Origin of the sequence: Actinomadura sp. NTSP31 (assembly GCF_041951385.1) — a bacterium.
Taxonomy (GTDB): domain Bacteria; phylum Actinomycetota; class Actinomycetes; order Streptosporangiales; family Streptosporangiaceae; genus Spirillospora; species Spirillospora napierensis.
Map to the genome: position 1 here is coordinate 102,407 of NZ_JBGNUT010000004.1, position 25,868 is coordinate 128,274.

General features: G+C 74.1%; 14 protein-coding genes and 1 pseudogene. 7 read left to right on the forward strand and 8 right to left on the reverse strand.

The features are described from left to right. Window positions 1-17: 17 nt before the first annotated feature. The gene (entS, locus tag ACA514_RS07950) at window positions 18-1,274 is read right to left on the reverse strand and encodes an enterobactin transporter EntS (RefSeq protein ID WP_375040367.1); all 1,257 of its coding nucleotides are present in this window, start codon (window positions 1,272-1,274) and stop codon (window positions 18-20) included. Window positions 1,275-1,353: 79 nt separating this feature from the next. On the opposite strand from entS, the gene panD reads away from it, so the two are divergent. Together panD and ACA514_RS07960 are read left to right on the forward strand one after the other, a co-directional pair. Beyond that, complete coding sequence (panD, locus tag ACA514_RS07955) at window positions 1,354-1,761, forward strand: aspartate 1-decarboxylase (RefSeq protein ID WP_375040692.1); 408 nt, start codon at window positions 1,354-1,356, stop codon at window positions 1,759-1,761. A gap of 5 nt (window positions 1,762-1,766) precedes the next feature. Continuing rightward, window positions 1,767-3,341: a (2,3-dihydroxybenzoyl)adenylate synthase gene (locus ACA514_RS07960; RefSeq protein ID WP_375040368.1), complete on the forward strand. Its 1,575-nt coding sequence runs from the start codon at window positions 1,767-1,769 to the stop codon at window positions 3,339-3,341. An 89-nt stretch (window positions 3,342-3,430) separates the two neighbouring features. Here the strand turns inward: ACA514_RS07960 and ACA514_RS07965 are convergent, their stop codons facing one another. Then, window positions 3,431-4,447, reverse strand: a complete 1,017-nt coding sequence (locus tag ACA514_RS07965) for a GlxA family transcriptional regulator (RefSeq protein ID WP_375040369.1) — start codon at window positions 4,445-4,447, stop codon at window positions 3,431-3,433. 83 nt (window positions 4,448-4,530) lie between these two features. On the opposite strand from ACA514_RS07965, the gene ACA514_RS07970 reads away from it, so the two are divergent. Further along, window positions 4,531-5,160: a TetR/AcrR family transcriptional regulator gene (locus tag ACA514_RS07970; protein WP_375040370.1), complete on the forward strand. Its 630-nt coding sequence runs from the start codon at window positions 4,531-4,533 to the stop codon at window positions 5,158-5,160. A 108-nt stretch (window positions 5,161-5,268) separates the two neighbouring features. Here the strand turns inward: ACA514_RS07970 and ACA514_RS07975 are convergent, their stop codons facing one another. From ACA514_RS07975 to ACA514_RS07985, 3 genes are all read right to left on the reverse strand, one after another. Further along, window positions 5,269-6,231, reverse strand: coding sequence for an alpha/beta hydrolase (locus ACA514_RS07975; RefSeq protein ID WP_375040371.1), 963 nt, complete (start codon window positions 6,229-6,231; stop codon window positions 5,269-5,271). Between the two features lie 56 nt (window positions 6,232-6,287). Continuing rightward, complete coding sequence (locus ACA514_RS07980) at window positions 6,288-7,004, reverse strand: alpha/beta fold hydrolase (protein WP_375040372.1); 717 nt, start codon at window positions 7,002-7,004, stop codon at window positions 6,288-6,290. Between the two features lie 119 nt (window positions 7,005-7,123). Next, window positions 7,124-8,434, reverse strand: a complete 1,311-nt coding sequence (locus ACA514_RS07985; RefSeq protein WP_375040373.1) for a salicylate synthase — start codon at window positions 8,432-8,434, stop codon at window positions 7,124-7,126. Window positions 8,435-8,576: 142 nt separating this feature from the next. On the opposite strand from ACA514_RS07985, the gene ACA514_RS07990 reads away from it, so the two are divergent. From ACA514_RS07990 to ACA514_RS08005, 4 genes are all read left to right on the forward strand, one after another. After that, the gene (locus ACA514_RS07990; RefSeq protein WP_375040374.1) at window positions 8,577-20,648 is read left to right on the forward strand and encodes an amino acid adenylation domain-containing protein; all 12,072 of its coding nucleotides are present in this window, start codon (window positions 8,577-8,579) and stop codon (window positions 20,646-20,648) included. A 98-nt stretch (window positions 20,649-20,746) separates the two neighbouring features. Continuing rightward, a complete protein-coding gene (locus ACA514_RS07995; RefSeq protein WP_375040375.1) occupies window positions 20,747-21,763 on the forward strand; it encodes an iron-siderophore ABC transporter substrate-binding protein in 1,017 nt (338 codons plus the stop codon). Continuing rightward, window positions 21,763-23,049, forward strand: coding sequence for a lysine N(6)-hydroxylase/L-ornithine N(5)-oxygenase family protein (locus ACA514_RS08000; protein WP_375040376.1), 1,287 nt, complete (start codon window positions 21,763-21,765; stop codon window positions 23,047-23,049). Before ACA514_RS07995 ends, ACA514_RS08000 begins: the two co-directional genes overlap by 1 nt. After that, window positions 23,049-23,246, forward strand: a complete 198-nt coding sequence (locus ACA514_RS08005) for an MbtH family protein (RefSeq protein ID WP_375040377.1) — start codon at window positions 23,049-23,051, stop codon at window positions 23,244-23,246. Before ACA514_RS08000 ends, ACA514_RS08005 begins: the two co-directional genes overlap by 1 nt. Window positions 23,247-23,311: 65 nt before the next feature. Here the strand turns inward: ACA514_RS08005 and ACA514_RS08010 are convergent, their stop codons facing one another. The 3 genes and pseudogenes from ACA514_RS08010 to ACA514_RS08020 form a co-directional block, all read right to left on the reverse strand. Next, window positions 23,312-24,184, reverse strand: coding sequence for an alpha/beta hydrolase family esterase (locus ACA514_RS08010; protein WP_375040378.1), 873 nt, complete (start codon window positions 24,182-24,184; stop codon window positions 23,312-23,314). 98 nt (window positions 24,185-24,282) lie between these two features. Beyond that, window positions 24,283-24,471: a hypothetical protein gene (locus ACA514_RS08015; protein ID WP_375040379.1), complete on the reverse strand. Its 189-nt coding sequence runs from the start codon at window positions 24,469-24,471 to the stop codon at window positions 24,283-24,285. Between the two features lie 230 nt (window positions 24,472-24,701). Next, window positions 24,702-25,852, reverse strand: a pseudogene (locus ACA514_RS08020) (RNA-guided endonuclease InsQ/TnpB family protein). Between the last annotated feature and the right edge of the window lie 16 nt (window positions 25,853-25,868).

The following is a 25,868-nucleotide window of genomic DNA, read 5'->3' on the forward strand; positions in this document are numbered from 1 at the left end:
ACCCGACGCGCTGCGCCTCAACGTTCGGGCTCGGGCTCGGGGGCGGGGGTGAGGGTGGCGGTGCGGAGGGTCGTGAGGGTGACGGCGAGCGCCAGGGCGAGGACGGCGCTGATCGTCCCGTAGACGACGATCGCCGGGCCCGGGGCCATGGCGCGGCCGAGGGCGCCGGCGCCGAGGGATCCGACGGCGGAGCCGCCGGTCTCCTGCGCCGCCCACAGGGAGTTGACGCGGCCCAGATGGGAGTCGGGGGTGTGCGACTGGATGAGGCCGTAGCGCAGGATCTCCTCGACGGACGCGGCGAATCCGTACCCGAACAGGATCGCGACGGCGAGCGCGGGATGCCGGGCCAGGCCCGTGCACGCCAGCGCGGCGAACCCGGTCACGGACGCGGCGAGCAGCGCGAGGCCGGGGGCCTTGACCGAGCCCGCCCAGCCGCTGGTGACGGACGCGAGGACCGCGCCGCAGGCGGGTGCGGCGTACAGCAGGCCGACGGTGGTCGGGCCGCCGTCGAGGCCGCGTTCGGCGAACGCCGGCATCAGCACCGGGATGCCGCCCGCGACCATGAACAGCAGGCCGAGCAGCATCAGCGAGCCGACGACGCGGTGGGAGGCGACGAAGCGCAGCCCGCCGCCGATCGACTTCAGCGGATGCGCGTCCGTCCCGTCTCCGCGGGCGGGTTCCAGCGTCGGCAGCGAGGTCAGCAGGCCGAGGGTGCCGAGGGTGCCGGCGGCGGCGGCCGCGTAGTTCCAGCCGACGCCGAACGCCGACACCACGAGCCCGCCGAGCGCGGGCGACAGCATCGACCCGAGCCGGACCGTCAGGGCGTTCAGCGCGCCCGCCGCGACGAGCTTGTCCGGGCCGACGAGCGCGGGCGTCGCGGCGAGCAGCGCGGTGATGGCGACGCCGGTGGCGAGGCCGTCCCAGGCGGCCAGCGCGTAGAGCGCCGCGGACGAGGGGGACGGCAGGAACGCGTTGAGGGCGAGCAGCGCGAACGCGATCCCGGAGGCGGTGCGGGCGCGCAGCATGAGCCGCCGCCGGTCCTGCCGGTCGGCGAGCACGCCGCCCCACAGGAACCCGACGAGGAGCGCGAAGCCCTCGGCGGCCGACACGGCGCCGACCTGCACGGTGGAGCCGGTCAGGTCGTAGACCTGCACGGGTACGGCGACGGCCAGCATGCCGATCCCGAAGACCGAGACGGTGCGGGCGATGAACACGTTGCGGAACGGCCGGCTGTCGCGCAGCGGGCCGATGTCCAGGGCGAGGCGCCGGAGCATCGTCGGGGGTTCTCCTCGGATGGGGGAGTGGCTAAGGTAAGCCTATCCTTAGTTGATCGTGAGAGAAGGGGACCTCCCGGTGCAGCGCACGCTGATGAACGGAAAGATCCACCGAGCGACCGTGACCCAGGCCGACCTGCACTACGTGGGCTCGCTGACGATCGACGCGGACCTGATGGAGGCCGCCGGCATCGCCGAGGGCGAGCAGGTCCACCTCGTCGACATCACCAACGGCTCCCGCCTGGTCACCTACGCCATCACCGGCGAGGCCGGCAGCGGCGTCATCGGCGTGAACGGCGCCGCGGCCCGCCTCGTCCAGCCCGGCGACCTGGTCATCGTCATCACCTACGCGGCGCTGGACGAGGCCGAGCTGTCCGCCCACCGGCCCCGCGTCGTCCACGTGGACGACGCCAACCGCATCGTCGCGCTCGGCTCCGACCCGGGCGAGCCGGTCCCCGGCGCCGCCGCCCAGCTCGCCGGACGCTGAGCACCGTGGACGGCTTCACCCCCTGGCCCGCCGACCTGGAAGCCCGCTACAAGGCCGAGGGCTATTGGAAGGACCGCGTCCTCGGCGACGTCCTGCGCGGCGACCCGGACCGTGTCGCGCTCGTCGCGGGCGGCGACCGCCTCACCTACGCCGACCTCGACCGGCGCGCCGAACGGACCGCCGCCGGATTCCTGCGGCTCGGCGTCCGCGACGGCGACCGCGTCGTGGTCCAGTTGCCCAACACCGCCGGCTTCGTCGTGGCGTTCCTCGCCCTCGTGCGGATCGGCGCGGCGCCCGTCCTTGCCCTGCCCGCGCACCGCGAGAGCGAGATCCGCTACCTGTGCGAGCTGGCCGAGGCCCGCGCCTACGTCTGCGGCGAGACCGACGGCGACTTCGACTACCGGGCGATGGCCCGGACGCTCCCCGTCGAGCACGTCGTCGTGGACGGCGACGCCCAGGAGTTCACCGCGCTCGCCGACCTGGACGCCGAGCCCGTCGAGCACCCGCGCCCGGACCCCTCCGACGTCGGCGTCCTCCTGCTGTCCGGCGGCACGACGGGGCTGCCGAAGCTCATCCCCCGCACGCACCGCGACTACGTCTACAACCTGGAGGCCAGCGCGGAGGTGTGCGGCTTCACCCGCGACACCGTCTACCTCGTCGTGCTGCCCGCCGCGCACAACTTCGCGCTCGCCTGCCCCGGCCTGCTCGGCGTGTTCGCGACCGGCGGGACGGTGGTGCTCGCGCCGTCCGGGTCGCCGGACGAGGCGTTCCCGCTCGTCGAGCGCGAGCGCGCCACGGCCTGCGCGGTCGTCCCGCCGATCGCGCTGCTGTGGCTGGACGCGGCCACGTGGTCCGAGGACGACCTGTCCTCGCTGGAGCTGCTGCAGGTCGGCGGCGCCAAGCTGGCCGCCGAGCGCGCCGCCGAGGTCCCCGGGGTCCTCGGCTGCCGCGTGCAGCAGGTGTTCGGGATGGCGGAGGGCCTGCTCAACTTCACCCGCCTGGACGACCCGCCCGAGCTGGTCGAGCGGACGCAGGGCCGCCCGCTGTCCCCGGCCGACGAGATCCGCGTCGTGGACGCCGACGGCGGGACGGTCGCGCCCGGCGAGGTCGGGGAACTGCTCACCCGCGGCCCCTACACGCTGCGCGGCTACTACCGCGCGCCCGCGCACAACGCCCGCGCGTTCACGCCGGACGGCTACTACCGCACCGGCGACCTCGTCCGCGAGCTGCCCTCCGGGCACCTCGTCGTGGAGGGCCGCGAGAAGGACCAGATCAACCGCGGCGGCGACAAGGTGTCGGCCGAGGAGCTGGAGGACCATCTCCTCGCCCATCCGGCGATCCACGACGCCGCCGTCGTCGGCGTCCCCGACCCGATGATGGGGGAGCGGACCTGCGCGTTCCTCATCCTCCGCGACGCGGCGAAGGGCACTCCGCCGACGCTCCGCGAGATCAAGGACTTCCTCCGCGACCGCGGCCTGGCCGCCTACAAGTGGCCCGACCGCCTGGAGACCGCCGACGCCTTCCCGCGCACCCCGGTGGGCAAGGTCAGCAAGAAGGCCCTCGCCGCCGGCCTGCATTAGAGAGGCACGCCGCGGACTCGCCGGCGCGATCTTCGAGTGCGCCGAAGGCCGCCACGACCGCTCAAGCCAGCCAGCTGGCCACGCGGGGATCAGCCCGTTGCCGCGTGGCTCACCGCCGGGATGCCGGGTGGACGGACCGTCGAGCGGAAACGCTGCTGGTACTTCTTCGGCGAGATGCCCAGGCGGGTCACGAAGGCGCGCCGCATGGCCTCGTAGCTGCCGTATCCGGTCGCGGCGGCCGCCGCCGTGACCGTGTGGCCGGCGTCCAGCTTCTCCCGGGCGAGGCAGAAGCGGACGAAGGCGACGTACTCGGCCGGAGAGGTCTGCAGTTCCGCGCGGAACAGGCGGGTCAGGTGGCGGACGCTGACCCTGGCGTGGGTGGCGAGTTCCTGCACGGTGTAGGGCCGGGCGGGATCGGCCCAGACCAGGTCGGCGACCGCGCGGACGAGGGGGCTGCGCGGGACCGGCCCGGCCAGTGAGGCCGAGAACTGCGACTGCCCGCCCGGCCGCTGCATGTACACCAGGAGCGCCTGGGCGACCTCCCGCGCCGCGTCCGCGCCGTGGTCCTCCTCCACCAGCGCGAGCGCGAGGTCGACGCCGGCGGCGACGCCCGCGGAGGTGTAGGTGTTGCCCTCGCGGATGAAGAGGGAGTCGGGTTCGACCCGGACCTCCGGGTGGCGCCGCGCCAGGGCGTCGGTGAACTTCCAGTGCGTCGTGGCCCGCTTGCCGTCCAGGAGCCCCAGTTCGGCGAGGACGAACGCGCCGCTGCAGATCGACGTCAGGCGCCGGGTGCCCGCGGCGAGGATCCGGGTCGCCGCCAGCACCTCGGGCGTGACGAAGGCGGCCGGCGGCAGCTCGCTGCCGGGGATGACGACCGTGTCGAACCGCCCGCCGGCTCCCGCCGCGCACCGCACGGCGACCCGCGCGCCGATGGACGTGGTGACGTCGCCGCCGTCCGGCGAGACGAGCACGACCTCGTAGGACGCCGCCGACGCCTGGTTGGCCTCCACGAAGACCTCCGCGGGCCCGGCGAAGTCGAGCATCTTGACGCCGTCGAAGACCAGGAAGCCGATGCGGCGCCGGAGGGCGGGTGGCCGGAGGTTCATGGCGCAACATTATGGAGGCGTCGCTCCAAAATCAACTCGGGGTGACCGGGCTCACGGGCGCCTCGCTTGGGTAGCATGCCCGGATGGCACGTCCACGGCGGTTCGACGAGGCGGCCCTGCTCGACGCGGCGACGGAGCTGTTCTGGAGCAAGGGGTTCGACGACACGTCCGTGGAGGACGTCTCCGCCGCGACCGGCGTCGGGAACGGCAGCATCTACGCCGCCTACGGCAGCAAGCAGGGCCTGTTCCTCGCCCTCTTCGAGCGGTACTGCGAGGGGCGCGCCGACTTCGTGCGCGCGGCCGTGCGGCGTCCCGGGTCGGCGGCGTCCGCGGTGAGCGGGTACTTCGAGGCCGTCATCGCCGACTGCGCCGCCCAGCCGGGCCGCCGCGGCTGCCTGATGATCAACAGCATGGCCCAGCTCGGGACCCGGATGCCCGAGGTCGTCGCGATCACGCGGCGGGCGACGGAGCGGATGGAGTCCGGCGTCGCCGCCCGGATCCGCGCCGCGGTCACCGGTTCCGCCGCGGACGCCGCAGAGATCGACAGTGAGATCGACACTGAGATCGACGTGGAGATCGACGCGCTCGCGGCGCACATCGTGCTGGTCTCCCAGGGGCTGATCCAGCTCAGCCGCCTGGGCGTCCCGACGGAACGGCTGCACGCGATAGCCCGGACTTCCTGCGCGAACCTTCCGCCGTACTGCGCCGCCTGAGGCCGCGGCGGCCGTGCGGCCGGGAACGACCGCGGGCCGCACGACGAACGGGGGCGCCCGACCCGCGTCTCAGCGGATCAGGCGCCCCCGTGGTGGTCTCCGGGCGGGTCAGCCGTGGAGGGCCCGCTTGAGGGTCGCGGCGGCCTGGGCCACCGCGGCCTTGGCGGCCTCGGTGTCGTGGAGGGAGTTCACCATGACGAAGTCGTGGACGATCCCGCCGTACCGGACCTGCGCGACCGGCACGCCCGCGGCCCGCAGCTTTGCGGCGAACGCCTCGCCCTCGTCGCGCAGCACGTCCGCCTCCGCCGTGATGACCAGCGCCGGGGGCAGCCCCGCGAGCTGCTCCGGCGTCGCGCGCAGCGGCGAGGCGGTGATCTGGGCGCGCTCCTCCTCGCTGGTGGTGTACTGGTCCCAGAACCACTTCATGCCTTCGCGGGCGAGGAAGTAGCCCTCCGCGAACTCGTGGTACGAGCCGGTGTCGAAGCTCGCGTCGGTGACCGGGTAGAACAGCACCTGCTGCACGAACGAGACGTCACCGCGCTCCTTGGCCATCAGCGTCAGCGCGATCGCCATGTTGCCGCCGACGGAGTCCCCGGCCACGGCGATCCGCGACGGGTCCAGCCCCTTCTCGGCGCCCTGCTCGGCGACCCACTGGGCGACGCGGTACGACTGCTCGTTCGCCACGGGGTAGCGCACGTCCGGCGAACGGTCGTACTCGGGGAAGACCACGGCGGCGCCGGCGCCGATGGCCAGGTCGCGGACGAGCCGGTCGTGGGTGTGCGCGTCGCCGAACACCCACCCGGCGCCGTGCGTGTAGACGATCACGGGCAGCGGCCCGGTCGCGGCCGGCGGCCTGACGATCCGTACCCGCACCGATCCGGTGGGGCCGCCCTCGACGGTGATCCACTCCTCGTCGATCTCGGGCTTGGAGATGGGGCTGTCCTGGACGCCGTCGACGGCCTTGCGCCCGTCCTCGGGGGCGAGCTGGTAGAGGAACGGCGGCTCGGACGTCGCGTCGACGAACTCCTGCGCCGCCTTCTCCAGCGAAATGCCCAGCGGGTTGCCTGCCATGGCGGTTTTCCTATCTGCCTGTCGTATGGATGAGGGGTACGCGTTCCCTGCCGGGATCAGCCGAGTTCGGGGATCACGCCGGCGATGAACTCCGCGACCTCGGCGGGGTGGGTCTGCATCACCAGGTGGGGAGCGTCGAGCTCCAGCACCTTGCGCAGTCCGGCCCGCTGGTAGCCGAAGCGCTCGACGTCGGGGTTGATGGTGCGGTCGGCGCTGGAGACGATGCCCCAGGCGGGCTTGGCCCGCCACGCGGCCGCCGAGGCGGGCTCGCCGAACGCGGCGGCCGACAGCGGGCGCTGCGACACCGCCAGGACCTTCGCGGTGTCCGCGTCGACCCCGGCGGCGAACACTGCGGGGAACGCCTCGATCCGCACGGAGACGTCCGTCCCGGGCTCGCCGCCGTCCACCGGGTACGGCGTGTAGACGAGGTTGGCGGCCAGGTCGGAGTCGGGGAAGCCGCCTTGCAGCTGCCCGAGGCTCTCCCCCTCCTCGAGCGCGTAGCCGGCCACGTAGACGAGGCCCGCGACGTTCTCCGCCATGCCGGCGACGGTGATGACCGCGCCGCCGTAGGAGTGGCCGGCGAGGAGGACCGGCCCGTCGATCCGCTCGACGAAGGCCCTGATCGAAGCCGCGTCGTCGGACAGGCTGCGGTTGTAGACGGGCGGGACCAGGACCTTGTGGCCCTGCTCGAGAAGCCGAAGGGTCACCGGCGACCAACTGGCCGCGTCGGCGAAGGCCCCGTGGACGAGCACGACGGTGGGAGGTGCAGACATTCCGTTCCTTCCGGTGCGCGGGATGCGCGTTCCCCCCAAGTCTTCGCTGCCGGCCGGACCGGACGCCCCTCACCACGGGCCACAAAAGCCCTGAAATCGGACATGGTGTGGCAGGTCGTTCAGGGGAGGGGGACGACGTACGGAGCGATGCTCGAGAGCTTTTCGCAGGTCTCCTCGTATTCGCGTTCGGGCGTCGAGCCGCTGACGATGCCGGCGCCGGCGCGCAGCCAGGCCCGCCCGCCCTCGTTGTAGAGGGCGCGCAGCACGAGCGCCGCGTCGAGCGCGCCGGTGTGCGACACGGCGGCGACGGCGCCCGCGTAGAGGCCGCGGCGCTCCTCCAGCTCCCCGATCGCCTCGATCGCCTCGGCCTTCGGGATGCCGGACGCCGTCACGCCGGGGAACAGCGCGTCGAGCGCGTCCCAGCTGGTGCGGCCCGGCGCGAGGACGCCGCCGACGCTGGAGCCGAGGTGCTGCACGCTGCCCCGCTCCTTCACGGTCATGAACCCGGTGACGTGGACGCCGTCCGGGTCGCACACCCGGTACAGCTCCTCCTGCGAGGTGCGGACCGACACGGCGTGCTCGAAGATCTCCTTCGGGTCGGTCTCCAGCTCCCGGCGGGTGCGCGCGTCGGCGTCGCCGCCGAGGCCGAAGGCGCGCGTGCCGGCGAGCGGCTGCGTCATGACGCGCCCGCCGTCGTCCACGCTCGCGAGGACCTCGGGGCTGAACCCGGTGGCCTGGAAGCCGCCGAGGTCGAGCAGGAACGACCGCGCCGGGGTGTTGGCCGCCCGCCCGCACGCGTAGGTGGCGACGACGTCGACGGGGTAGGGGACGTCCAGCCGCCGCGACACGATGATCTTCTGGTAGCGGCCCGCCGCGATGTCGTCGACGGCCCGGGCGACGCGCGCGCGGTAGGCGTCGCCGCCCTGCCGCACGTCCACCGGCGCGGGGGCCGGGGGAGCGGGCGGGACGTCCGCGGCGAGCAGGTCCGCGACGCGCTCGACGTCGCGGGGATCGGCGCCGGCGATGCGGGCCGCGCCGTCCTCCACCCGGACCTCGACGCGCGGGACGACGAAGTGCGCGAGCCGCCCGGACGGGCGCGCCGAGGCGAACTCGAACGCGATCCACCCGTAGGCGTTCCAGGCCGGGAGCGGCGCGGCGGCGAACGCCTCGCGCAGCGCGGCGCCGGGCCGGCCGGTGTACGGCGCGGTCTCCGGCGCGCGGCCCGGCCAGCGGGCGTGCACGGCGCCGGCGTCGAGGACGACCTCGCCGAGCACGCCGCCGGCGAACGTCCAGCGGCCGGGCCGCTCGTACACGACGTGGTCGGCGAAGAGGCCGGATCCGGCCAGCCGGGTCATCAGGTCGAGCGGCGCGCGGGCGGCCTCGACCACCTTTTCGGTGGGCTTCTCGTCAGTGCGCGGACCGGGGGACAAGGCAGTGGGCTCCCTTGGGTGACGAAATCCGACCGAGTCGGGAATCCGGGCGAAAACTTAGGTAAGCCTAACCTTGTGCGATTTTTGTAGGCAAGGCTAACCTAACTTTTGCTGATCAAGCCGACGACGAAAGAGCTGAGGCGTGCAGGAGCAGACGACGACGGCGGCGCAGGGTCACGAACTGCGGCGCGAGCTGATGCGGCGGCGGATGGCGGAGGCCGGCCTCCCGGCGGACCGGCGCGGACCGGACGCCGGACGCCCCGGCCCGCGCGAGACCGGCGGGCCCGCGCCGCTGTCCTACGCGCAGCAGAGCATGTGGCTGCACCACCGGGCGTTCCCGGCGAGCCCCGCCTACAACGTGTGCCTGCTGATCCGCATGGCCGGACCGCTCGACGCCGCCGCGCTCCGCGAGGCGCTGCGCGGCCTCATCCGGCGCCACGCCGTCCTGCGCACCGTCTACGCCGGCGACGGCGAGGACGCGGTGCAGATCGTCACCGGCGACGACTCGCTCGACCTGGCGCCGGTCGACTGCGCCGACCCCGATGCCCGCGCCGCCGAACTCGCGGCGACGCCGTTCGACCTGCGCGCGGAAAGGCCCGTCCGGCTCGAACTGCTGCGCGTGGCCGGCGACGAGCACGCGCTGGTCCTGGTCGTCCACCACATCGCCTGGGACGGCATGACCTGGGGCTCGATGTCGCGCGACCTGTCGGCCCTCTACCGGGCGGCCGTGACGGGCGAGCCCGACGGCCTGCCCGCGCTCGGCGTCCAGTACGCCGACTTCGCCGACTGGGAGCAGAAGCGGCCCCTCGCCGAGGACGACCTCGCCTACTGGCGCGCCCGGCTCGACCCGCCGCCCCCGCCGCTCGACCTGCCCGCCGACCGGCCGCGCTCCGCCGCCGCGTCCGAGCGCGGCGGACGCCGCGCCCGCCGCTTCGGCGACGACGTGACCGAGGGGCTCGGCCGGCTCGCCAAGGAGGAGAACGTCACCCAGTACACGGTGATGCTCGCCGCCTACTCCGTCCTGCTGCACCGCTACACCGGCTCCGGCGACGTGGCGGTCGGGTCGTCGGTGATGAACCGCGAGCACGTGGAGGTCGAGCGGCTCGCCGGCAACTTCGGCAACACGCTCGTGATGCGGACGGACCTGACCGGCGGGCCGACGTTCCGCGAGGCGCTGCGACGCACCGGGCGGACGGTGACCGACGCGTTCGCGCACCAGGCGGCGCCGTACGACGCGCTCGTCCGCGAGCTGCGGCCCGCGCGCGGCCACGGCCGGTCGGCGTTCTTCGACACCATGCTGCTGTTCCTCGCCCAGGAGATCGGCGAGCTGGAGCTGCCGGGCCTCACCACGTCGTGGACGCACGTCCACAACGGCATGACGCACTTCGACCTGTCGCTGGAGGCGTTCGTCCGGCCGCAGGGCATGACGGTGGAGGCCACGTTCCGCCGGGAGCTGTTCGACGACGAGCGCATCGACGCCCTCCTCGCCCATCTGGAGACGCTGCTGCGCGACGCGATCGCCGACCCGGACCGTCCGATCGGCGCGCTCGCGCTCATGGACGCCGCCGAAGAGGCGCGGCTGGAGGCGGCCAACGCGACCGCCCGCGACGTCCCCGGCCCCGGCGCCGTCGCGCTGTTCGCCGAGCAGGCGGCCCGCACGCCGGGCGCTCCCGCCGTCGAGACCGGGTCCGGCGAGCCCCTCACCTACGCCGAGCTGGACCGGCGGTCGTCCGCGCTGGCCCGCGTCCTGCGGGCGCGGGGCGCCGGGCCCGACGCCGTCGTGGCGCTCGCGCTGCCGCGCACCGCCGACCTCGTGATCGCTGTCCTCGCGGTGCTGAAGTCGGGCGCCGCCTACCTGCCCCTCGACCCCGGCCACCCCCGCGACCGCGTCTCCTACATGCTGAAGGACGCGGGCGCGCTGTGCGCCGTCGCGGCGCCGGAGACGGCCGGGCTGCTCCCCGACGAGGCCGACGCCATCGCCCTCGACGGCGATCTCGATGCCGAAGGCGCCGAGGACGGTGTCCACGAGCCGCACCCGGACGACCTCGCCTACGTCATCTACACCTCCGGCTCGACGGGCCGGCCCAAGGGCGTCGCCGTCCCGCACCGCGCCCTGACGAACCTCCTCGCGCGGATGCGGGACGAGCATCCGATCGGCCCCGGCGACCGGTGGGCGGCGGTGACGACCATCGCGTTCGACATCGCGACGCTGGAGGTTCTCCTGCCGCTGGTCACCGGCGCGGCGATCGTCCTCGCCCCGCGGGAGACCGTCCGGGACCCGGCGGCGCTGGCCCGCCTCCTCGGACGCGGCGTCACGCACCTGCAGGGCACGCCGTCGCTGCTCGGCTCCCTCGACCCGGCCGCGCTCGACGGGCTGCGGATCATCACCGGCGGCGAGGCGCTGCCCGCCGCGCTCGCCGCCGAGTTGACGGCCCGCGCGCGCAGCGCCGCGAACATGTACGGGCCGACCGAGACCGCCATCTACGCGACCGCCGCCGTCCTGCCGGAGCCCGGCATCGGCCGCCCGCTGTGGAACACCCGCGCGCACATCCTGGACGCGTCGCTGCGACCCGTCCCGCCGGGCGTCCCCGGCGAGCTGTACCTGTCGGGCGCGCAGCTCGCCCGCGGCTACGTCGGACGCCCCGACCTGACGGCGGAGCGGTTCGTCGCCGACCCGTTCGGCCCGCCCGGCACCCGCATGTACCGCACCGGCGACCTCGCGCGGTGGACCCGGGACGGCTCCGTCGAGTACCTCGGCCGCACCGACGACCAGGTGAAGATCCGCGGTTTCCGGATCGAGCCCGCCGAGGTGCAGGCCGTGCTGGCGGCGCTGCCGGGCGTCGCGCGGGCCGCCGTCGTCGTCCGCGAGGACCGGCCGGGCGAGCCGCGCCTCGTCGGCTACTACGTCCCGGGCGCCGACACGGCCGACGAGGCCGGGCTGCGGACCGTGCTCGCCGCCGAACTGCCCGCCTACATGGTGCCGGGCGCGCTCGTCCGGCTCGACGCGCTGCCGATGACCGCCAACGGCAAGCTCGACCGCCGCGCGCTCCCCGCCCCCGGCGCCCGCACGGACGGCCGGGCGCCCCGCGACGCGCGCGAGGCAGCGCTGTGCGATCTGTTCGCCGAGCTGCTCGGGTACGAACGCGTCGGCGTCGACGACGACTTCTTCGCGCTCGGCGGCCACTCGCTGCTCGCCGCCAAGCTCGCCGCCCGCGTCCGGACCGTCCTGGACGCCGAGTTCTCCATCGCCGACGTGTTCGAGGCCCCCACCGTCGCCGCGCTCGCCCCGCGCCTGGTGGCGCGCGGAGGCGTCCGCGTCCGGGACGTGGCACGGCCCGCGGTCGTCCCGGCGTCGGCGGCGCAGCGCGGGATGTGGCTGGAGGAGCGGCTGCGCGGCCCGTCGGCGTCCTACACACTGCCGTTCGGCCTCCGGCTCACCGGAGCGCTCGACGCCGGGGCGCTGCGCACCGCGTTCGCCGACGTCGTGGCCAGGCACGAGGCGCTGCGCACCCTGCTGGTCGAAGGCGACGACGGACTGCCCGTCCAGCGGATCCTGGACGCCGGCACCCCGGTCACCTTCTCCGTCGTCGACGCCCGCACCGAGACGCCGGAGCGCCGCGCGGCCATCGAGCGGGACGCGGCGTCGCACGTCTTCGACATCGCCGCCGACCTGCCCGTCCGGGGCACGCTCGTCCGGACGGGCGACGAGGAGTGGTCGCTGATCCTGCTGCTGCACCACGCGGCGGCCGACGAATGGTCGTTCACCCCGCTGCTCGCCGATCTCGCCCGCGCCTACGAGGCGCGGCGCGCCGGCGAGGCGCCCGGCTGGGAGCCGCTGCCCGTCCAGTACGCCGACTACGCCGCCTGGGAGCGGGCGGCGTCCGCCGACCTCTCCGAAGGGCTCGGCCACTGGGAGCGGGCCCTCGCCGGGCTCCCGCAGGAGACCGTGCTGCCGTTCGACCGGCCGCGCCCGGCGGAGCCGAGCCACCGCGGCGGCCTCGTCCCGTTCCGGCTCCCGGCCGCCGGCGCGCGGCGGCTCGCCCGCGCCACCGGCACCAGCGTGTTCATGGTGCTGCACGCGGCCGTCGCGGCGCTGCTCCAGCGCGGCGGCGCGGGCGACGACGTCGCGCTCGGCTCGCCCATCGCCGCCCGCGCCGACGAGGACCTGGCCGGGCTGGTCGGCGTGTTCGTCAACCCGCTCGTGCTGCGCACCGACCTGTCGGGCGACCCGTCGTTCGCCGCGCTGCTGGAACGGGTCCGCGCCGCCGACCTCGCCGCGTTCTCGCACGCCGCCGTCCCGTACGAGCGCGTGGTGGAGCGCCTCGCGCCGGAACGGTCGCTCGCGCGCAACCCGCTGTTCCAGGTGATGATCGTCCACCAGCGGCTGGACGACGTGCGGCTCGCGCTGCCCGGCGTGCGCGCCGAGCCGTTCCTGCCGGTGACCGGCGGCGTCAAGTTCGACCTCGACCTGTACTTCGCCGAAGGGGACGAGGACGTCGAGGGGTTCGCCGCCTACGCCGAGGACCTCTTCGACGCCGCCACCGTCGAAGGGCTGCTGGACGAGCTGGCCCGCATCCTCGACCAGGTCGCCGAGGACCCGGACCGCCGCCTCTCCGTGCTCGGCGCCCCCGTCGAGCACCCGGACACGGCCCGCCGCCTCCCGGCCGCGACGGCCGCCGCGCTCTTCGAGGCCCAGGCCGCGCGGACGCCCGGCGCCACGGCACTGGTCTTCGGCGGCACGTCGATGACCTACGCCGAACTGGACCGCCGCGCCGAGGCCCTCGCGGACCGGCTCGCGGCGGCCGGCGCGGGACCCGAGCGCGTCGTCGGCATCGCCCTGCCGCGCTCCGACGCGTTCGCGGTCGCGCTGCTGGCCGTGCTGAAGACGGGCGCCGCCTACCTGCCGGTCGACCTGTCGTACCCGCACGCCCGGATCGAGGCGATGCTCGGCGCCGTCCGGCCGCTGCTCGTCCTCGGACGCGAGGAGCCGCCCCTCGACGCGCCGCCCCGCGAACGGCCGGACGTCCGGCCCGGTCACCTCGCCTACGTCATCTTCACCTCGGGTTCGACCGGGACCCCGAAGGCCGTCGTCGGCACGCAGGGCGCCCTGGCCAACCGGCTCGCGTGGGGCGCGGGGCTCACCGCGCCCGGCGTCCGCGCCGCCAAGAGCTCGCCCGCGTTCATCGACGGGACCACCGAACTGCTCGGCGGGCTCGTCGCCGGCGACACCGTCGTGATCGCCGACGACGCGACCGCGGCCGATGCCGTCGCGCTCGGCGACCTCGTCGAACGGCACCGCGTGCGGACCGTGACGCTCGTCCCGAGCCTGCTCGCCGCCCTTGTGGAACGCGGCCTGCCGCCGTCCGTCACCACCTGGATCAGCAGCGGCGAGGCCCTGCCCGCCGCGCTCGCGGCCAGGGTGCCCGCCCGGATCGTCGACCTCTACGGCTGCTCGGAGGCCGCCGGGGACAGCTTGATCGCGGAGGCGCCGCCGGCGGGCACGGGGGGACTGGCGCCGATCGCCAACACCCGCGCGTACGTCCTGGACGCCGCGCTCCGCGAGGTACCCGTCGGCGAGCTGTACCTGGCGGGCGACGGCCTGGCGCGCGGCTACCTCGGCGACCCGGCCCGCACCGCCGAGCGGTTCGTGGCGAACCCGTTCGGCCCGCCCGGCTCCCGCCTCTACCGCACCGGCGACCGGGTGCGGCGCCGCCGCGACGGCGGCCTGGCCTTCCTCGGCCGCGCCGACGACCAGATCTCCCTGCGCGGGTTCCGCATCGAGCCGGGCGAGGTCGAGGCGGCGCTGTCCGCGCAGGACGGCGTCCGCCGCGCCGCCGTCGCCGTCCACGGGACGCGCCTGGTCGGCTACGTCACCGGCGAGGTGGACGCCGGCGCCGTGCTGGACCGGCTGCGCGCGACGCTGCCGGGCCACCTCGTCCCCGCCGAGCTGGTCGTGCTCGGCGAGCTGCCGGTGAACCCGAACGGCAAGCTCGACCGGCGGGCGCTGCCCGAACCCGGGCGCCCTGCCGCAGGCCGCGCGCCCGCGACGGAGGCCGAACGGGTCCTCACCCGCCTCGCCGCCGCCGTCCTCGGCCGCGACGGCATCGGCGCCGACGACGACTTCTTCCGCTCCGGCGGCGACAGCATCGGCGCGGCGCTGCTCGTCGCCCGCGCCCGCCGCGCCGGCCTGTCGTTCACCGTCCGCGACGTGTTCCGGCTGCGGACGGCCGAGGCCCTCGCGCGGGCCGCCGAGACCCCCGCGGCCGTCGAGGCCGCCCCGGACGCGGGCGCCGACGAGCTGCCGCTGTCGCCGCTCCAGGAAGGCCTGCTCTTCCACCTGATGATGGCCGGCGAGGGCCGCGACATCTACGTGCAGCAGGCCGTCGTGTCGCTGTCCGGCCCCGTCGACCCGGCGCGGATGGCGGACGCCGCCCGCGCCGTCCTGGAGAAGTTCCCCAACCTGCGCGCCGGGTTCCGCACCGACGGCGACCGCGCCGTCCAGTTCGTCCCGGACGAGTGGGAGACGCCCTGGACGCACGCCGAGGTGTCCGGCCAGGACGGCCTCGACGCGTTCGTGGACGCGCAGCGCGCCGAGCCGTTCGACCCGGCCGCGCCGCCGCTGATCCGGTTCGGGCTCGCGACCCTCGGCGAGCACGACCACCGCCTGGTGCTGACGTCCGAGCTGATCCTGCTGGACGGCTGGTCCGGCGGGCTGCTCGTCACCTCGCTGCTGAACGCCTACACCGACGCCGCCGCCGAGGCCGCCCGGCCCGTCCCGCCGTTCCGCGGCTACCTGGACTGGATCGCCCGGCAGGACCGGGACGCCGCCGTCGACGCCTGGCGCCGCGCCCTCGACGGCTTCGACGAACCGGCCCTCGTGCGCCCCGGCCTCGCCGACCGTCCCGCCGACCTCGCCACCGCAGGCGAGGTGCACCGCGCGCTGCCCGCCGGGCTCGCGGACCGCCTGCACGCGGTCGCCCGCGACCACGGCGTCACCCCCGGCACGCTGTTCGAGACGGCGTGGGGCCTCACGCTCATGGGCATGACGGGCCGCGACGACGTGGTGTTCGGCGCCTCCGTCTCCGGCCGCCACCCGGACGTGGACGGCGTCGAATCCATGGTCGGGCTGCTGTTCAACACCGTCCCGATCCGCGTGCAGGCCGGCCCCGCCGACCCGCTGACCGCCGTGCTCGAACGCGTCCAGGCCGCGCAGTCGGAGCTGTTCGACCACTCCTACGTCGCGCTCGCCGACGTGCAGCGCGCCACCGGCCTCGGCGCCTTGTTCGACACGCTGTTCGTCTTCCAGAACTTCCCCGGCATGCCCACCGACCGCGGCTTCGGCCCGGACGGGGCGCTCCGCGTCACCGGGCGCGAGGTCCGCGACGCCACCCACTACCCGGTCACCATGGTCGTCGACCCGGGCGCCGCGCTGCGCGTCATGTACCGGGGCGACGCGTTCACCGAGGCGGAGGCCGAACGGGTCACCGACCGGTACGTCCGGGTGCTGCGGCAGATCGCCGACGCCCCCGGCACGCCGTGCCACCGCCTCGACCTGCTCGTCCCGGAGGAGCACGACCGGCTCCGCCGCGACCGGGACGACGCCTGGCATCCCGTCCCCGAGCTGACCGTGGCGGAACTGCTCGCCGAGCGCGCCGCCGAGCGGCCCGGCGACACGGCGCTGGTGTCGCTCCCGGACGTCCGCCTCAGCTACGGCGAGCTGAACGCCGGGATCAACCGCCTCGCCCGGCTGCTGCTGGCGAACGGCGCCGGCCCGGAACGGGTGGTCGCGCTCGCCCTGCCGCGCTCCGCCGAGATGGTCGTCGCGCTGTTCGCCGTCCTGCGCACCGGCGCCGCCTACCTGCCGCTCGAACTCGACCTCCCGGCCGACCGGCTCGACTACATGATCGCCGACGCGTCGCCGGCGGTCCTCGTCTCGCACCGCGACATCGCCGCCGGCCTCACCTTCTCCGGGGCCACCCTCGCCCTGGACGAACCCGGCACCGCCCGGGCGCTCGCCGGCATGCCGGGCACCGACCTTGAACCCGGCGAGCTGCGCGGCTTCGCGCCCGGCACCCCCGGACGCCTCGACCACCCCGCCTACGTGATCTACACGTCGGGATCCACGGGCCGCCCCAAGGGCGTCGTCACCCCGTACCGGGGCCTGACGAACATGCAGTTCAACCACCGCGCCAACATCTTCGACCCCGTGGTGCGGGCAGCGGGGCGGCGGCTGCGCATCGCGCACACCGTGTCGTTCTCCTTCGACATGTCGTGGGAGGAACTGCTCTGGCTCATCGAGGGCCACGAGGTGCACGTCTGCGACGAGGACCTGCGCCGCGACGCCGAAGCGCTGACCGCCTACCTGCGCGAACACCGCGTCGACGTCATCAACGTGACCCCCACCTACGCCCAGCAGCTCCTGGACGAAGGCCTCCTCGACGGCGGGCACCGGCCGCCGCTCGTCCTGCTCGGCGGCGAGGCCGTCCCCGCCTCCGTCTGGGACCGGCTCGCCGAGGCCGACGGCGTCCTCGGCTACAACCTGTACGGGCCCACCGAGTACACGATCAACACGCTCGGCGGCGGCACCGGGGACAGCGCCACCCCGACCGTCGGGAAGCCGATCTGGAACACCCGCGCCCACGTCCTCGACGCGTGGCTGCGGCCCGTCCCGCCCGGCGCCCCCGGCGAGCTGTACATCGCGGGCGCCGGCCTGGCCCGCGGCTACCTCGGCCGCCCCGACCTGACCGCGGAACGGTTCGTCGCCGACCCGTTCACCGGCGGGCGCATGTACCGGACGGGCGACCTCGTCCGGGTCCGCGAGGACGGCAACATCGACTTCCTCGGCCGCACCGACGACCAGGTCAAGATCCGCGGCTACCGGGTGGAGCTGGGCGAGATCGAGACCGCGCTCGCCGCCGAACCGGGCGTCGGGCAGGCCGCCGTCGTCGCCTCGGCCACCGACGTCCCCGGCGTCAAGCGGATCATCGGCTACGTCGTCCCGGACGGGTCCCGCGACGGCGCCGCCGACGAGCAGCTCGCCGAATGGCGGCAGATCTACGACGCCGAGTACACCGAGGTCGGCACCGTCGTCCACCACGAGGAGTTCGCCGGCTGGAACAGCAGCTACGACGGCGTGCCGATCCCGCTCGACGACATGCGCGAATGGCGGGACACCACCGTCGAGCGGATCCGCGCCCTGCGGCCCCGCCGTGTCCTGGAGATCGGGGTCGGCGCCGGCCTGCTGCTCACTCGCCTCGCGCCGGACAGCGAGGAGTACTGGGGCACGGACTTCTCTGAACCGGTCATTTCCAAGCTCCGCGCCGACCTCGGGCCGGACTCGCCCGTCCGGCTGAGCCACCGCCCCGCCCACGACACCGAGGGCCTCCCGGAGGGCCACTTCGACACGATCGTCATCAATTCGGTCGCGCAGTACTTCCCGGGCGCCGCCTACCTCCAGGACGTCGTAGCCAAGGCGATGCGCCTGCTCGCGCCCGGCGGGAAGCTCTTCCTCGGCGACGTCCGCGACCTGCGGACGATCCACCACCTGCACGCCGCGATCCAGCTCGGACGAGGCGACACCGACCTGCGCGCGGTCGAACGCGCCGTGCGGATGGAGAAGGAGCTCCTCCTCGACCCCGCCTTCTTCACCGCACTCGACGGCCCCGCCCGCGTCGACGTCCTCACCAAGCGGGGCGTCCACCACAACGAACTGACCCGCCACCGCTACGACGCCGTCCTCTGGAAACCTGGCCCGGACGTCCCAACCAGTTCCGAGGCGCCCGTCGTGGACTGGGCCGCGCTGGACGGTCTCGACGCCGCTCCTGAAGGCGCCCGTCGCCTCGCCGCTCTCCGCGCGCTCGCCGACGCGGCGCCGGACGGGCCGCTGCGGGTACGGGGGATTCCCGATCCGCGACTGTCCGGGGAAGCGGCGGCGCTGCGCGTGCTCCGCGACGGGGGATCGCCGGACGAGGCGCGCGAAGCGCTCGCCGCCGCGCCCGAAGGCGTCGAGCCGGAGGCGGTCTACGCGCTGTACCCCGACGTCGTGCTGACGCCGTCGGCGCAGGCCGGATGCTACGACGCCGTCTTCGGCGGGGGAGCGGCGAACCTTCCGGCCGAGCCCGGCCGCCCGCCCGCGTCGTACGCGAACGACCCGGTGGCGGCACGCGATCACGGCGTCCTCGGCGCGCGGCTCCGCGAGGGCCTGAAGCGGCGGCTGCCCGGCTACATGGTGCCGAGCGCCATCGTGACGCTGGACGCGCTGCCGCTCACCGTCAACGGCAAACTCGACCGCCGCGCCCTGCCCGAGCCCGGCCGCGACGGGCCCCGGCGCGCGGGCGGGCGCCCGCCGCGCACGCCGGTCGAGCGGGTCCTGTGCACGCTGTTCGCCGAGGTGCTCGACGCGCAGGGCATCGGCGTCGACGACGACTTCTTCGACCTCGGCGGGCACTCGCTGCTCGCGACGCGGCTGGTCGGCAGGGCGCGCGCGGCGCTCGGCGCGCCGCTGGCGATCCGCGACCTGTTCGAGGCGCCGACCGTGGCGGAGCTGGCCGAACGGCTGCGCGGCAGCGCGGACGAGGCGCCGCGTCCGGCGCTCGTGGCGCGGGAGCGTCCCGAGCGCGTCCCGCTGTCGCCGGCGCAGCGGCGGCTGTGGCTGCTCGACCAGCTCCTCCGCGAGGACGACGGGCCGCGCGACGGCTACCACCTGCCGCTCGCCGTCCGGCTGCGCGGCGACCTCGATCTAGCAGCCCTGGAGGCGGCGATCGGCGACGTCACCGCCCGGCACGAGGCGCTGCGGACGGTCTTCCCCGAACACGACGGCACGCCCTACCAGCGGATCCTCGACCCGGACGACGCCCGTCCCGCCCTGGAGGTCGTGTCGGCCGCGCCGGAGGAGGTCATCGCCCGGCCGTTCGACCTCGCCCGCGACATCCCGCTGCGCGTCGCGGTCTTCCCGGAAGGGGAGCGGGAGCATCTCCTCCTGGCCGTCTTCCACCACATCGCGTTCGACGAGTGGTCGTTCGGCCCGTTCGCGCGAGACGTCGCCGAGGCGTACGCCGCGCGGCTGGACGGGGCGCCGCCCGCATGGGAGCCGCCGCCCGTCCAGTACGCCGACCACACGCTGTGGCAGGCCGAGCTGCTCGGCGACCCGCTCGATCCGGGCAGCGTCCACGCGCGGCAGCTCGCCCACTGGGTGCGGGCCCTGGCGGGGGCGCCCGAGGAGATCCCGCTGCCGGCCGACAGGCCGAGGCCCGGCACGGCGGGCCAGCGCGGCGGGACCCTCACGGCGGACCTGCCGCCGGCGCTGACGCGGCGGCTGCGCCGCGTCGCGCGGGACGCGGGCGCCACCGTGTTCATGGTCTGCCAGGCCGCCGTCGCGGCGCTGCTGCACCGCACGGGCGCCGGCGACGACATCCCGCTCGGCAGCCCGGTCGCGGGGCGCACCGAGGAGGCCGCCGCGGACCTGGTCGGCTTCTTCGTCAACACGCTCGTCCTGCGAGCCGACCTGTCGGGGGAGCCGACGTTCGCCGAGCTGCTCGGACGGGTCCGCGAGGCGGGCCTCGCCGGCCTCGCCAACCAGGACCTGCCGTTCGAGGCCGTCGTGGAGGCGATGCGGCCGAGGCGCGTGCCGGGGCGCAACCCGCTGTTCCAGGTGATGGTCGGCCACGAGAACCAGGACCCCGGCGAGGTGCGCTTCCCCGGCCTGGAGCAGGGGGAGGCGTCGTTCGGGCCGTCCGCCGCGAAGTTCGACCTGGACTTCATCTTCCGCGAGCGGGGCGACGACCTCCGGCTGGTCGTCGACTACTCCGCCGACCTGTTCGACCGGGAGACGGTCCGGACGATGGCCGGCGGCCTGGTGGCGCTGCTGGAGACCGTCGCGGACGATCCCGCCACGCCCGTGGGCGCGCTGCCCGCCGTCCTCACCGCCCGCGCCGTCACGGAGGCGGGCGCCGCGCCCGGGCCCGCGGCGGTGCGGCGCGGGGACGACCGGGACGCGGCGCTGTGCCGGATCTTCGCCGAGGAACTCGGCGTCCCCGAGGTCGGGCCGGACGACGACTTCTTCGACCTCGGCGGGCACTCGCTGCTGGCGATGCGGCTGGTGCGGCGGATCCGCCGCGAGCCCGGCTGCGCGGGGCTGCGGATCGCGGCGCTGATGGCGGCGCCGACCGTCGCGGGCCTGCTGGCCCGGCTGGACGAACCCCAAGGAAAGGGGTGAGACGGGTCATACCCCACAGGGCATTGAACAGTAAGGTAAGGCTAACCTAAGATCACTCCCCGACAGCCCCTGGAACATCTGGAAGGACACCGGTCCTCATGCGCACACTGACGCGGCGTCTGGCCGCCACCGGCGCGCTCGTCCTCGGTCTCGCGCTGACCGCGGCGTGCGGCGGCGACGACGAGCCCGCCAAGGCATCCTCCGGCGGCGCGGCCGGCGCGTTCCCGGTCACGATCACCGACAAGCTGGGAACCGCCACCGTGAAGGGCGCACCGAAGCGGATCGTCGCGCTCGGCGAGGTCGACCAGGACGCGCTGCTCGCCCTCGGCGTCGAGCCCGTCGGGATGGTGGAGCTGACCGGGGTCCAGCCGGACGGCCTGGCCCCCTGGAGCGCCCCGAAGGCCGGCGCCGGGAAGCCGAAGCTGCTGAAGACCGGCGACTCCGGCTTCGACCTGGAGCAGATCGCCGCGCTGCGGCCCGACCTGATCCTGGCCGGCGGCGACTTCACCATCGACAAGGAGTACGGCAAGCTCTCCAAGCTCGCGCCGACCGTGGCCTACCGGACCGGGCCCGCCGAGGACTCCTGGCAGCAGATCACCCGGCAGGTCGCCAAGGCCGTCGGCCGGCCCGCCGACGGGGAGAAGATCGTCTCCGGCGTCGAGGCGAGGATCGCGTCGGTGAAGACCGCGCACCCGGAACTCCAGGGCAAGGGCTTCGCGTTCACGAGCGTCTTCCCCAACGGCAACATCGCCGTCATGAAGTCGAAGGACGACACCAGCGTCAAGATGCTCGAGCAGTTCGGCATGGTGCTCCCGGACAAGCTGAGCAAACTGCCCGGCGACGGCTTCGCCGCCGAGCTGAGCATGGAGAAGCTGTCCGTCCTCGACACCGACGTCCTGCTGAGCTACTACAACGACGACCCCGCGACGCAGAAGAAGTTCGAGGGCAACAAGCTGTTCTCCGGCCTGCCCGTCGTCAAGCGCGGCTCGTACGTGCGCCTCGACCTGAAGTCGTTCTGGCCGCTGCGCACCCCGACGGCGCTGTCGGTCCCGTACGTGGTCGACCAGGTCGTCCCGCAGATCGCCAAGGCCGCGGCCGCGGGCAAGGCGGCCTGATGCCGGGGGAGACGCACCCGCCCGTCCGCGACGTCGTCGGCATCGGCTTCGGCCCGTCCAACCTGGCGCTCGCCGTCGCGCTCGAAGAGGCGCACCCGTCGGCGGACGCGGTGTTCTTCGAGAAGCAGCCCGCGTTCGGCTGGCACCGCGGCATGCTCATCGACGGCGCGACCATGCAGGTCCACTTCCTCAAGGACCTGGTGTCCCTGCGGAACCCGTCCAGCCGCTACTCGTTCCTGTCCTACCTGCACGCCAAGGGCCGCCTCGTCGACTTCGTCAACCACAAGACGATGTTCCCGACGCGGATGGAGTTCCACGACTACCTCGAATGGACGGCCGCCGCGTTCGCCGGCCGCGTCCGCTACGGGGCGGAGGTCGTCGCGCTGCGCGAGCACGACGCCGGGACACTGGAGGTCGTCGTCCGCCGCGACGACGAGCTGGAGACCCACCTCGCCCGCAACGTGGTGATCGGCGCCGGCCTCGACCCCGTCCTGCCCGAAGGGGTCCGGCAGGGGGAGCGGATCTGGCACACCGAGGAACTGCTGACCCGGCTGGACGCGCGGCCCGGCTGGGAGCCGCGCCGGCTCGTCGTCGTCGGCGCCGGGCAGAGCGCCGCCGAGGCCGTCGAGTACCTGCACCGCACCTACCCGGCGGCGGAGGTCTGCGCGGTCTTCGCCCGCTACGGCTACTCGCCCGCCGACGACAGCGCGTTCGCCAACCGCATCTTCGACCCCGCCGCCGTCGACCACTACTACGCGGCGCCGGACGAGGTGAAGGAGATGCTCTTCGGCTACTCCCGCAACACCAACTACTCCGTGGTCGACCTCGACCTCATCGACGAGCTGTACCGGCGCGCCTACGCCGAGAAGGTCGCCGGCGCCGAACGGCTGCGGATCCTCAACGCCTCCCGCGTCCTCGGCGTCCGGGAGGAGACCGGCGGGGTGCGGATGCGGGTCGCCTTCCTGCCCACCGGCGAGACGGCCGACCTGGACGCCGACGCCGTCGTCTACGCCACCGGATACCGCGAGCGCGACCCGTTCGGCCTGCTCGGCGAGGCCGGCGCGCGGTGCCGGACGCGCCCGGACGGCCGCCCCGTCATGGAGCGCGACTACCGCATCGCCACCGAGCCCGGCCGCGAGTGGGGCGTCTACCTGCAGGGGGCCACCGAGCACAGCCACGGCATCGCCTCGTCGCTGCTGTCGATGACGGCGGTGCGCACCGGAGAGATCGTCCAGTCCATCGCGGCGCGCTCGGCGCGCCTCGCGAGCGTCCCGCAGGAGGCGTGATGACCAACCCGTTCGACGACCCCGACGGCACGTTCCTCGTCCTGGTCAACGCCGAGGGGCAGCACTCGCTGTGGTCGGGGTTCGCCGACGTCCCGTCCGGCTGGACGACGGCGTTCGGCCCGGGCGCCAGGACCGACTGCCTGGCCTACATCACCGAGAACTGGACGGACCTGCGCCCGCGGAGCCTCACGGCGTGACCATGAGCTGAGGGCGGGCCCGGGGGTGGGCCCGCCCTCGACGCGCCGGCGGCCGGCGCGACTCGTCAGGCCGCCGGTTCCGGCAGCGAGGGGCGGGAGGCGAAGAACTCGCCGATCAGTTTGCTGGCATAGTCGGGCCATTCGTGGCCGCCCTGCTGCTTGGTGCACAGCGCGACCTCGACGGACCCCGGCCCGGTGCCGACGCAGCCTTCCGGGCCGTCCGGCACGGGCCACGAAAGCGCCGGGAGCTTGTCCACCCACCGCCAGAACTCCATGAGCACCTGCACGCCGACGAACGGGAAATGCACGTCGGCGTCCATATTCCCGCCGCCCGTATAGGGCACGGACGGGTCCCATGTTCCGTGGAAGGCCAGGACCGACACCGGCCGTTTCGGCGTGCAGCCGATGGCGAGCGCGCCCGACACCACGGCGATTCCCGCGACCTTGTCGGCCCGCTCGCACGCGTACCGGTAGGCCATCCCGCCGCCGTTGGAGAACCCGGTCACGAAGACCCGGCCGGGATCGGCCACGCCCTGTTTCACCAGCGTGTCGATGAGCTTGTCGAGGAACCCGACGTCGTCGACGCCCGCCCAGCGGGCGAACCAGCAGCAGGCGCCGGCGTTCCAGGTGCCGAGCAGCCCGTCGGGGTAGGCGACCGCGTAGCCCTCCTCGTCGGCGACCTTGTCGAGCCCGCTCTGGTTCTCCACGTACGCGGCGTCGTTCAGCCCGCCGTGCAGCGCGACGATGAGCGGAAGCCGCTTCCCGGGGTTCGGGTTCGGCGGCGTGTGCAGCAGGTAGGGGCGATCCCAGTCGCCCATGGCGATGGTGTGCTCGGTGGTTCCAGGAGCGTTCTGTGCCGCTCCGGCGGGCAGGGGGTGGGCGATGAACGCGGCGAGCACCGCGGCCACGATCATCGCCGCCCGCACGGCGATCTTCATGGAGGTGATCCAACCCCGTCGCCGCGCCTTCCGGCTACGCATCCGGCCGCACAAAAGATCGCGGTGAATGCGCGCCCGGCGCACAGAAGCCGCCGCCGCTACGAACCGGACCCCGAGCCCGCCTCGGCCGCCTCGGTGACCTCGGCGTCCGGTCCGCCGCCGGCCGCCTGCGCGTCGACCTCGGCCTGGTCGCGCTCCGCGCGCGCGAGGTCACGGTGCCCGACGGCGAGGACGCCGCCGATGAACCGGATGAACCCGTAGGCCGCCGACGCTACCGGCCGCCCCACCAGAGGAGGGACAAGGTAGGTGGGGGGTGAAGAACCCCCAGTTTTGGCGCGCTCCCTGGTCTGAAGGCCGGGATTCGGTCTGCGCCCGCCCGCCAGGGAGGGCACTTCCGTGGCTTCCTGCTTCAACGGGCCGAGCCCCAACGGGTTAGGGTCCTACCTGCCCTCCATCAGGCGTTTAGGGTCTCCGCCTCCCCGCATGCGGGGTTTCCGCCCGGCGGCGACCAACAGGGTCACGTCGTTATGCGCCGCCCTTCGGCCAGAATGTTGCGGGCGGCATTGACGTCCCGGTCGTGCACCGTTGCGCACCCCTCGCACACCCACACCCGGACGTGCAGAGGTTTGGGTCCGTCACGCCGCCCACAGTGCGAGCACAGTTGCGAGGAGGGGAAGGCCCGGTCGACACGGGCGAAGGTGCGGCCGTACCTGGCGGCCTTGTACTCCAGCATCCCGACGAAGGCCGACCATCCGGCATCGTGCACCGACCTGGCCAGCCGGGTGCGCGCCAGGCCCTTCACGCACAAGTCCTCGACATAGACCGCTTGGTTGTCGCGTATCAACTCGGTGGACAGGCGATGATGGAACTCCCGGCGTGCATCGGCGACTCTGGCATGTGCACGAGCCAGCCTGGTGCGGGCCTTGTCGCGGTTGTTGCTGCCCTTCTGTTCACGTGACACTGCCCGCTGGGCCTGCGGACCTTGTCCTCCGCGCGGCGGAGGAACTTCGGTGAGGAGACTTCCCGGCCGTCCGAGGTCATGGCGAAGCGGGTCAGACCCAGATCGATCCCTATCGCGTCCTCGGTGGCGGGCGGGTGCTGCACGGGGGAGGTCTCGACGACAAACGAGGCGAGGTACCGTCCGGCGGCATCCTTGACGACGGTCACGCTGGAGGGAGCCGACGGCAGAGCCCGCGACCAGCTGACCTTGAGCTCACCGATCTTGGGCAGGGACAGTTTCCCGGCCGGGGTGATCTGCCAGCGCGCGTTGGCGGTGAACCGGACCGCCTGCCGGGTGTCCTTGCGAGACTTGAGCCGGGGCGATCCTACTCGGGGACCGTCGCCTTTCAGGCCCTTGAAAAAGGCGCGGTAGGCGGTCTCGAGGTCCCGCAACGATTGCTGCAGCACCACTGCAGACACGTCGCCCAGCCAGGAGCGCTCCGGACGTTTCTTCGCCTCCGTCAGCATCCTGGACAACGCGGCGGCCGTAGGGAACGGCAACCCGAGATCCAAGGCGGCCTTGCGTGCCCGCAACGCGTCGTTGTACACCACCCGCGCGCAGCCGAACGCCTTGGCCAGCGCCTGCTGCTGCCCGGCAGTCGGGTAGAGACGGAAGTTGTACCGGAGCTGCACAGACTTGAAACTACCAATGGTGATGACGTACTGCATTGCGTAATCGTTAACT

Excerpts from the sequence above, each read along its gene's own strand:
- ACA514_RS07975 (WP_375040371.1), bottom strand. The coding sequence starts at position 6,231 with ATGGCAGGCAACCCGCTGGGCATTTCGCTGGAGAAGGCGGCGCAGGAG.
- ACA514_RS07980 (WP_375040372.1), bottom strand. The coding sequence starts at position 7,004 with ATGTCTGCACCTCCCACCGTCGTGCTCGTCCACGGGGCCTTCGCCGAC.
- entS (WP_375040367.1), bottom strand. The coding sequence starts at position 1,274 with ATGCTCCGGCGCCTCGCCCTGGACATCGGCCCGCTGCGCGACAGCCGG.
- ACA514_RS07970 (WP_375040370.1), top strand. The coding sequence starts at position 4,531 with ATGGCACGTCCACGGCGGTTCGACGAGGCGGCCCTGCTCGACGCGGCG.
- ACA514_RS07965 (WP_375040369.1), bottom strand. The coding sequence starts at position 4,447 with ATGAACCTCCGGCCACCCGCCCTCCGGCGCCGCATCGGCTTCCTGGTC.
- ACA514_RS08010 (WP_375040378.1), bottom strand. The coding sequence starts at position 24,184 with ATGAAGATCGCCGTGCGGGCGGCGATGATCGTGGCCGCGGTGCTCGCC.
- ACA514_RS07995 (WP_375040375.1), top strand. The coding sequence starts at position 20,747 with ATGCGCACACTGACGCGGCGTCTGGCCGCCACCGGCGCGCTCGTCCTC.
- ACA514_RS08005 (WP_375040377.1), top strand. The coding sequence starts at position 23,049 with ATGACCAACCCGTTCGACGACCCCGACGGCACGTTCCTCGTCCTGGTC.
- ACA514_RS08000 (WP_375040376.1), top strand. The coding sequence starts at position 21,763 with ATGCCGGGGGAGACGCACCCGCCCGTCCGCGACGTCGTCGGCATCGGC.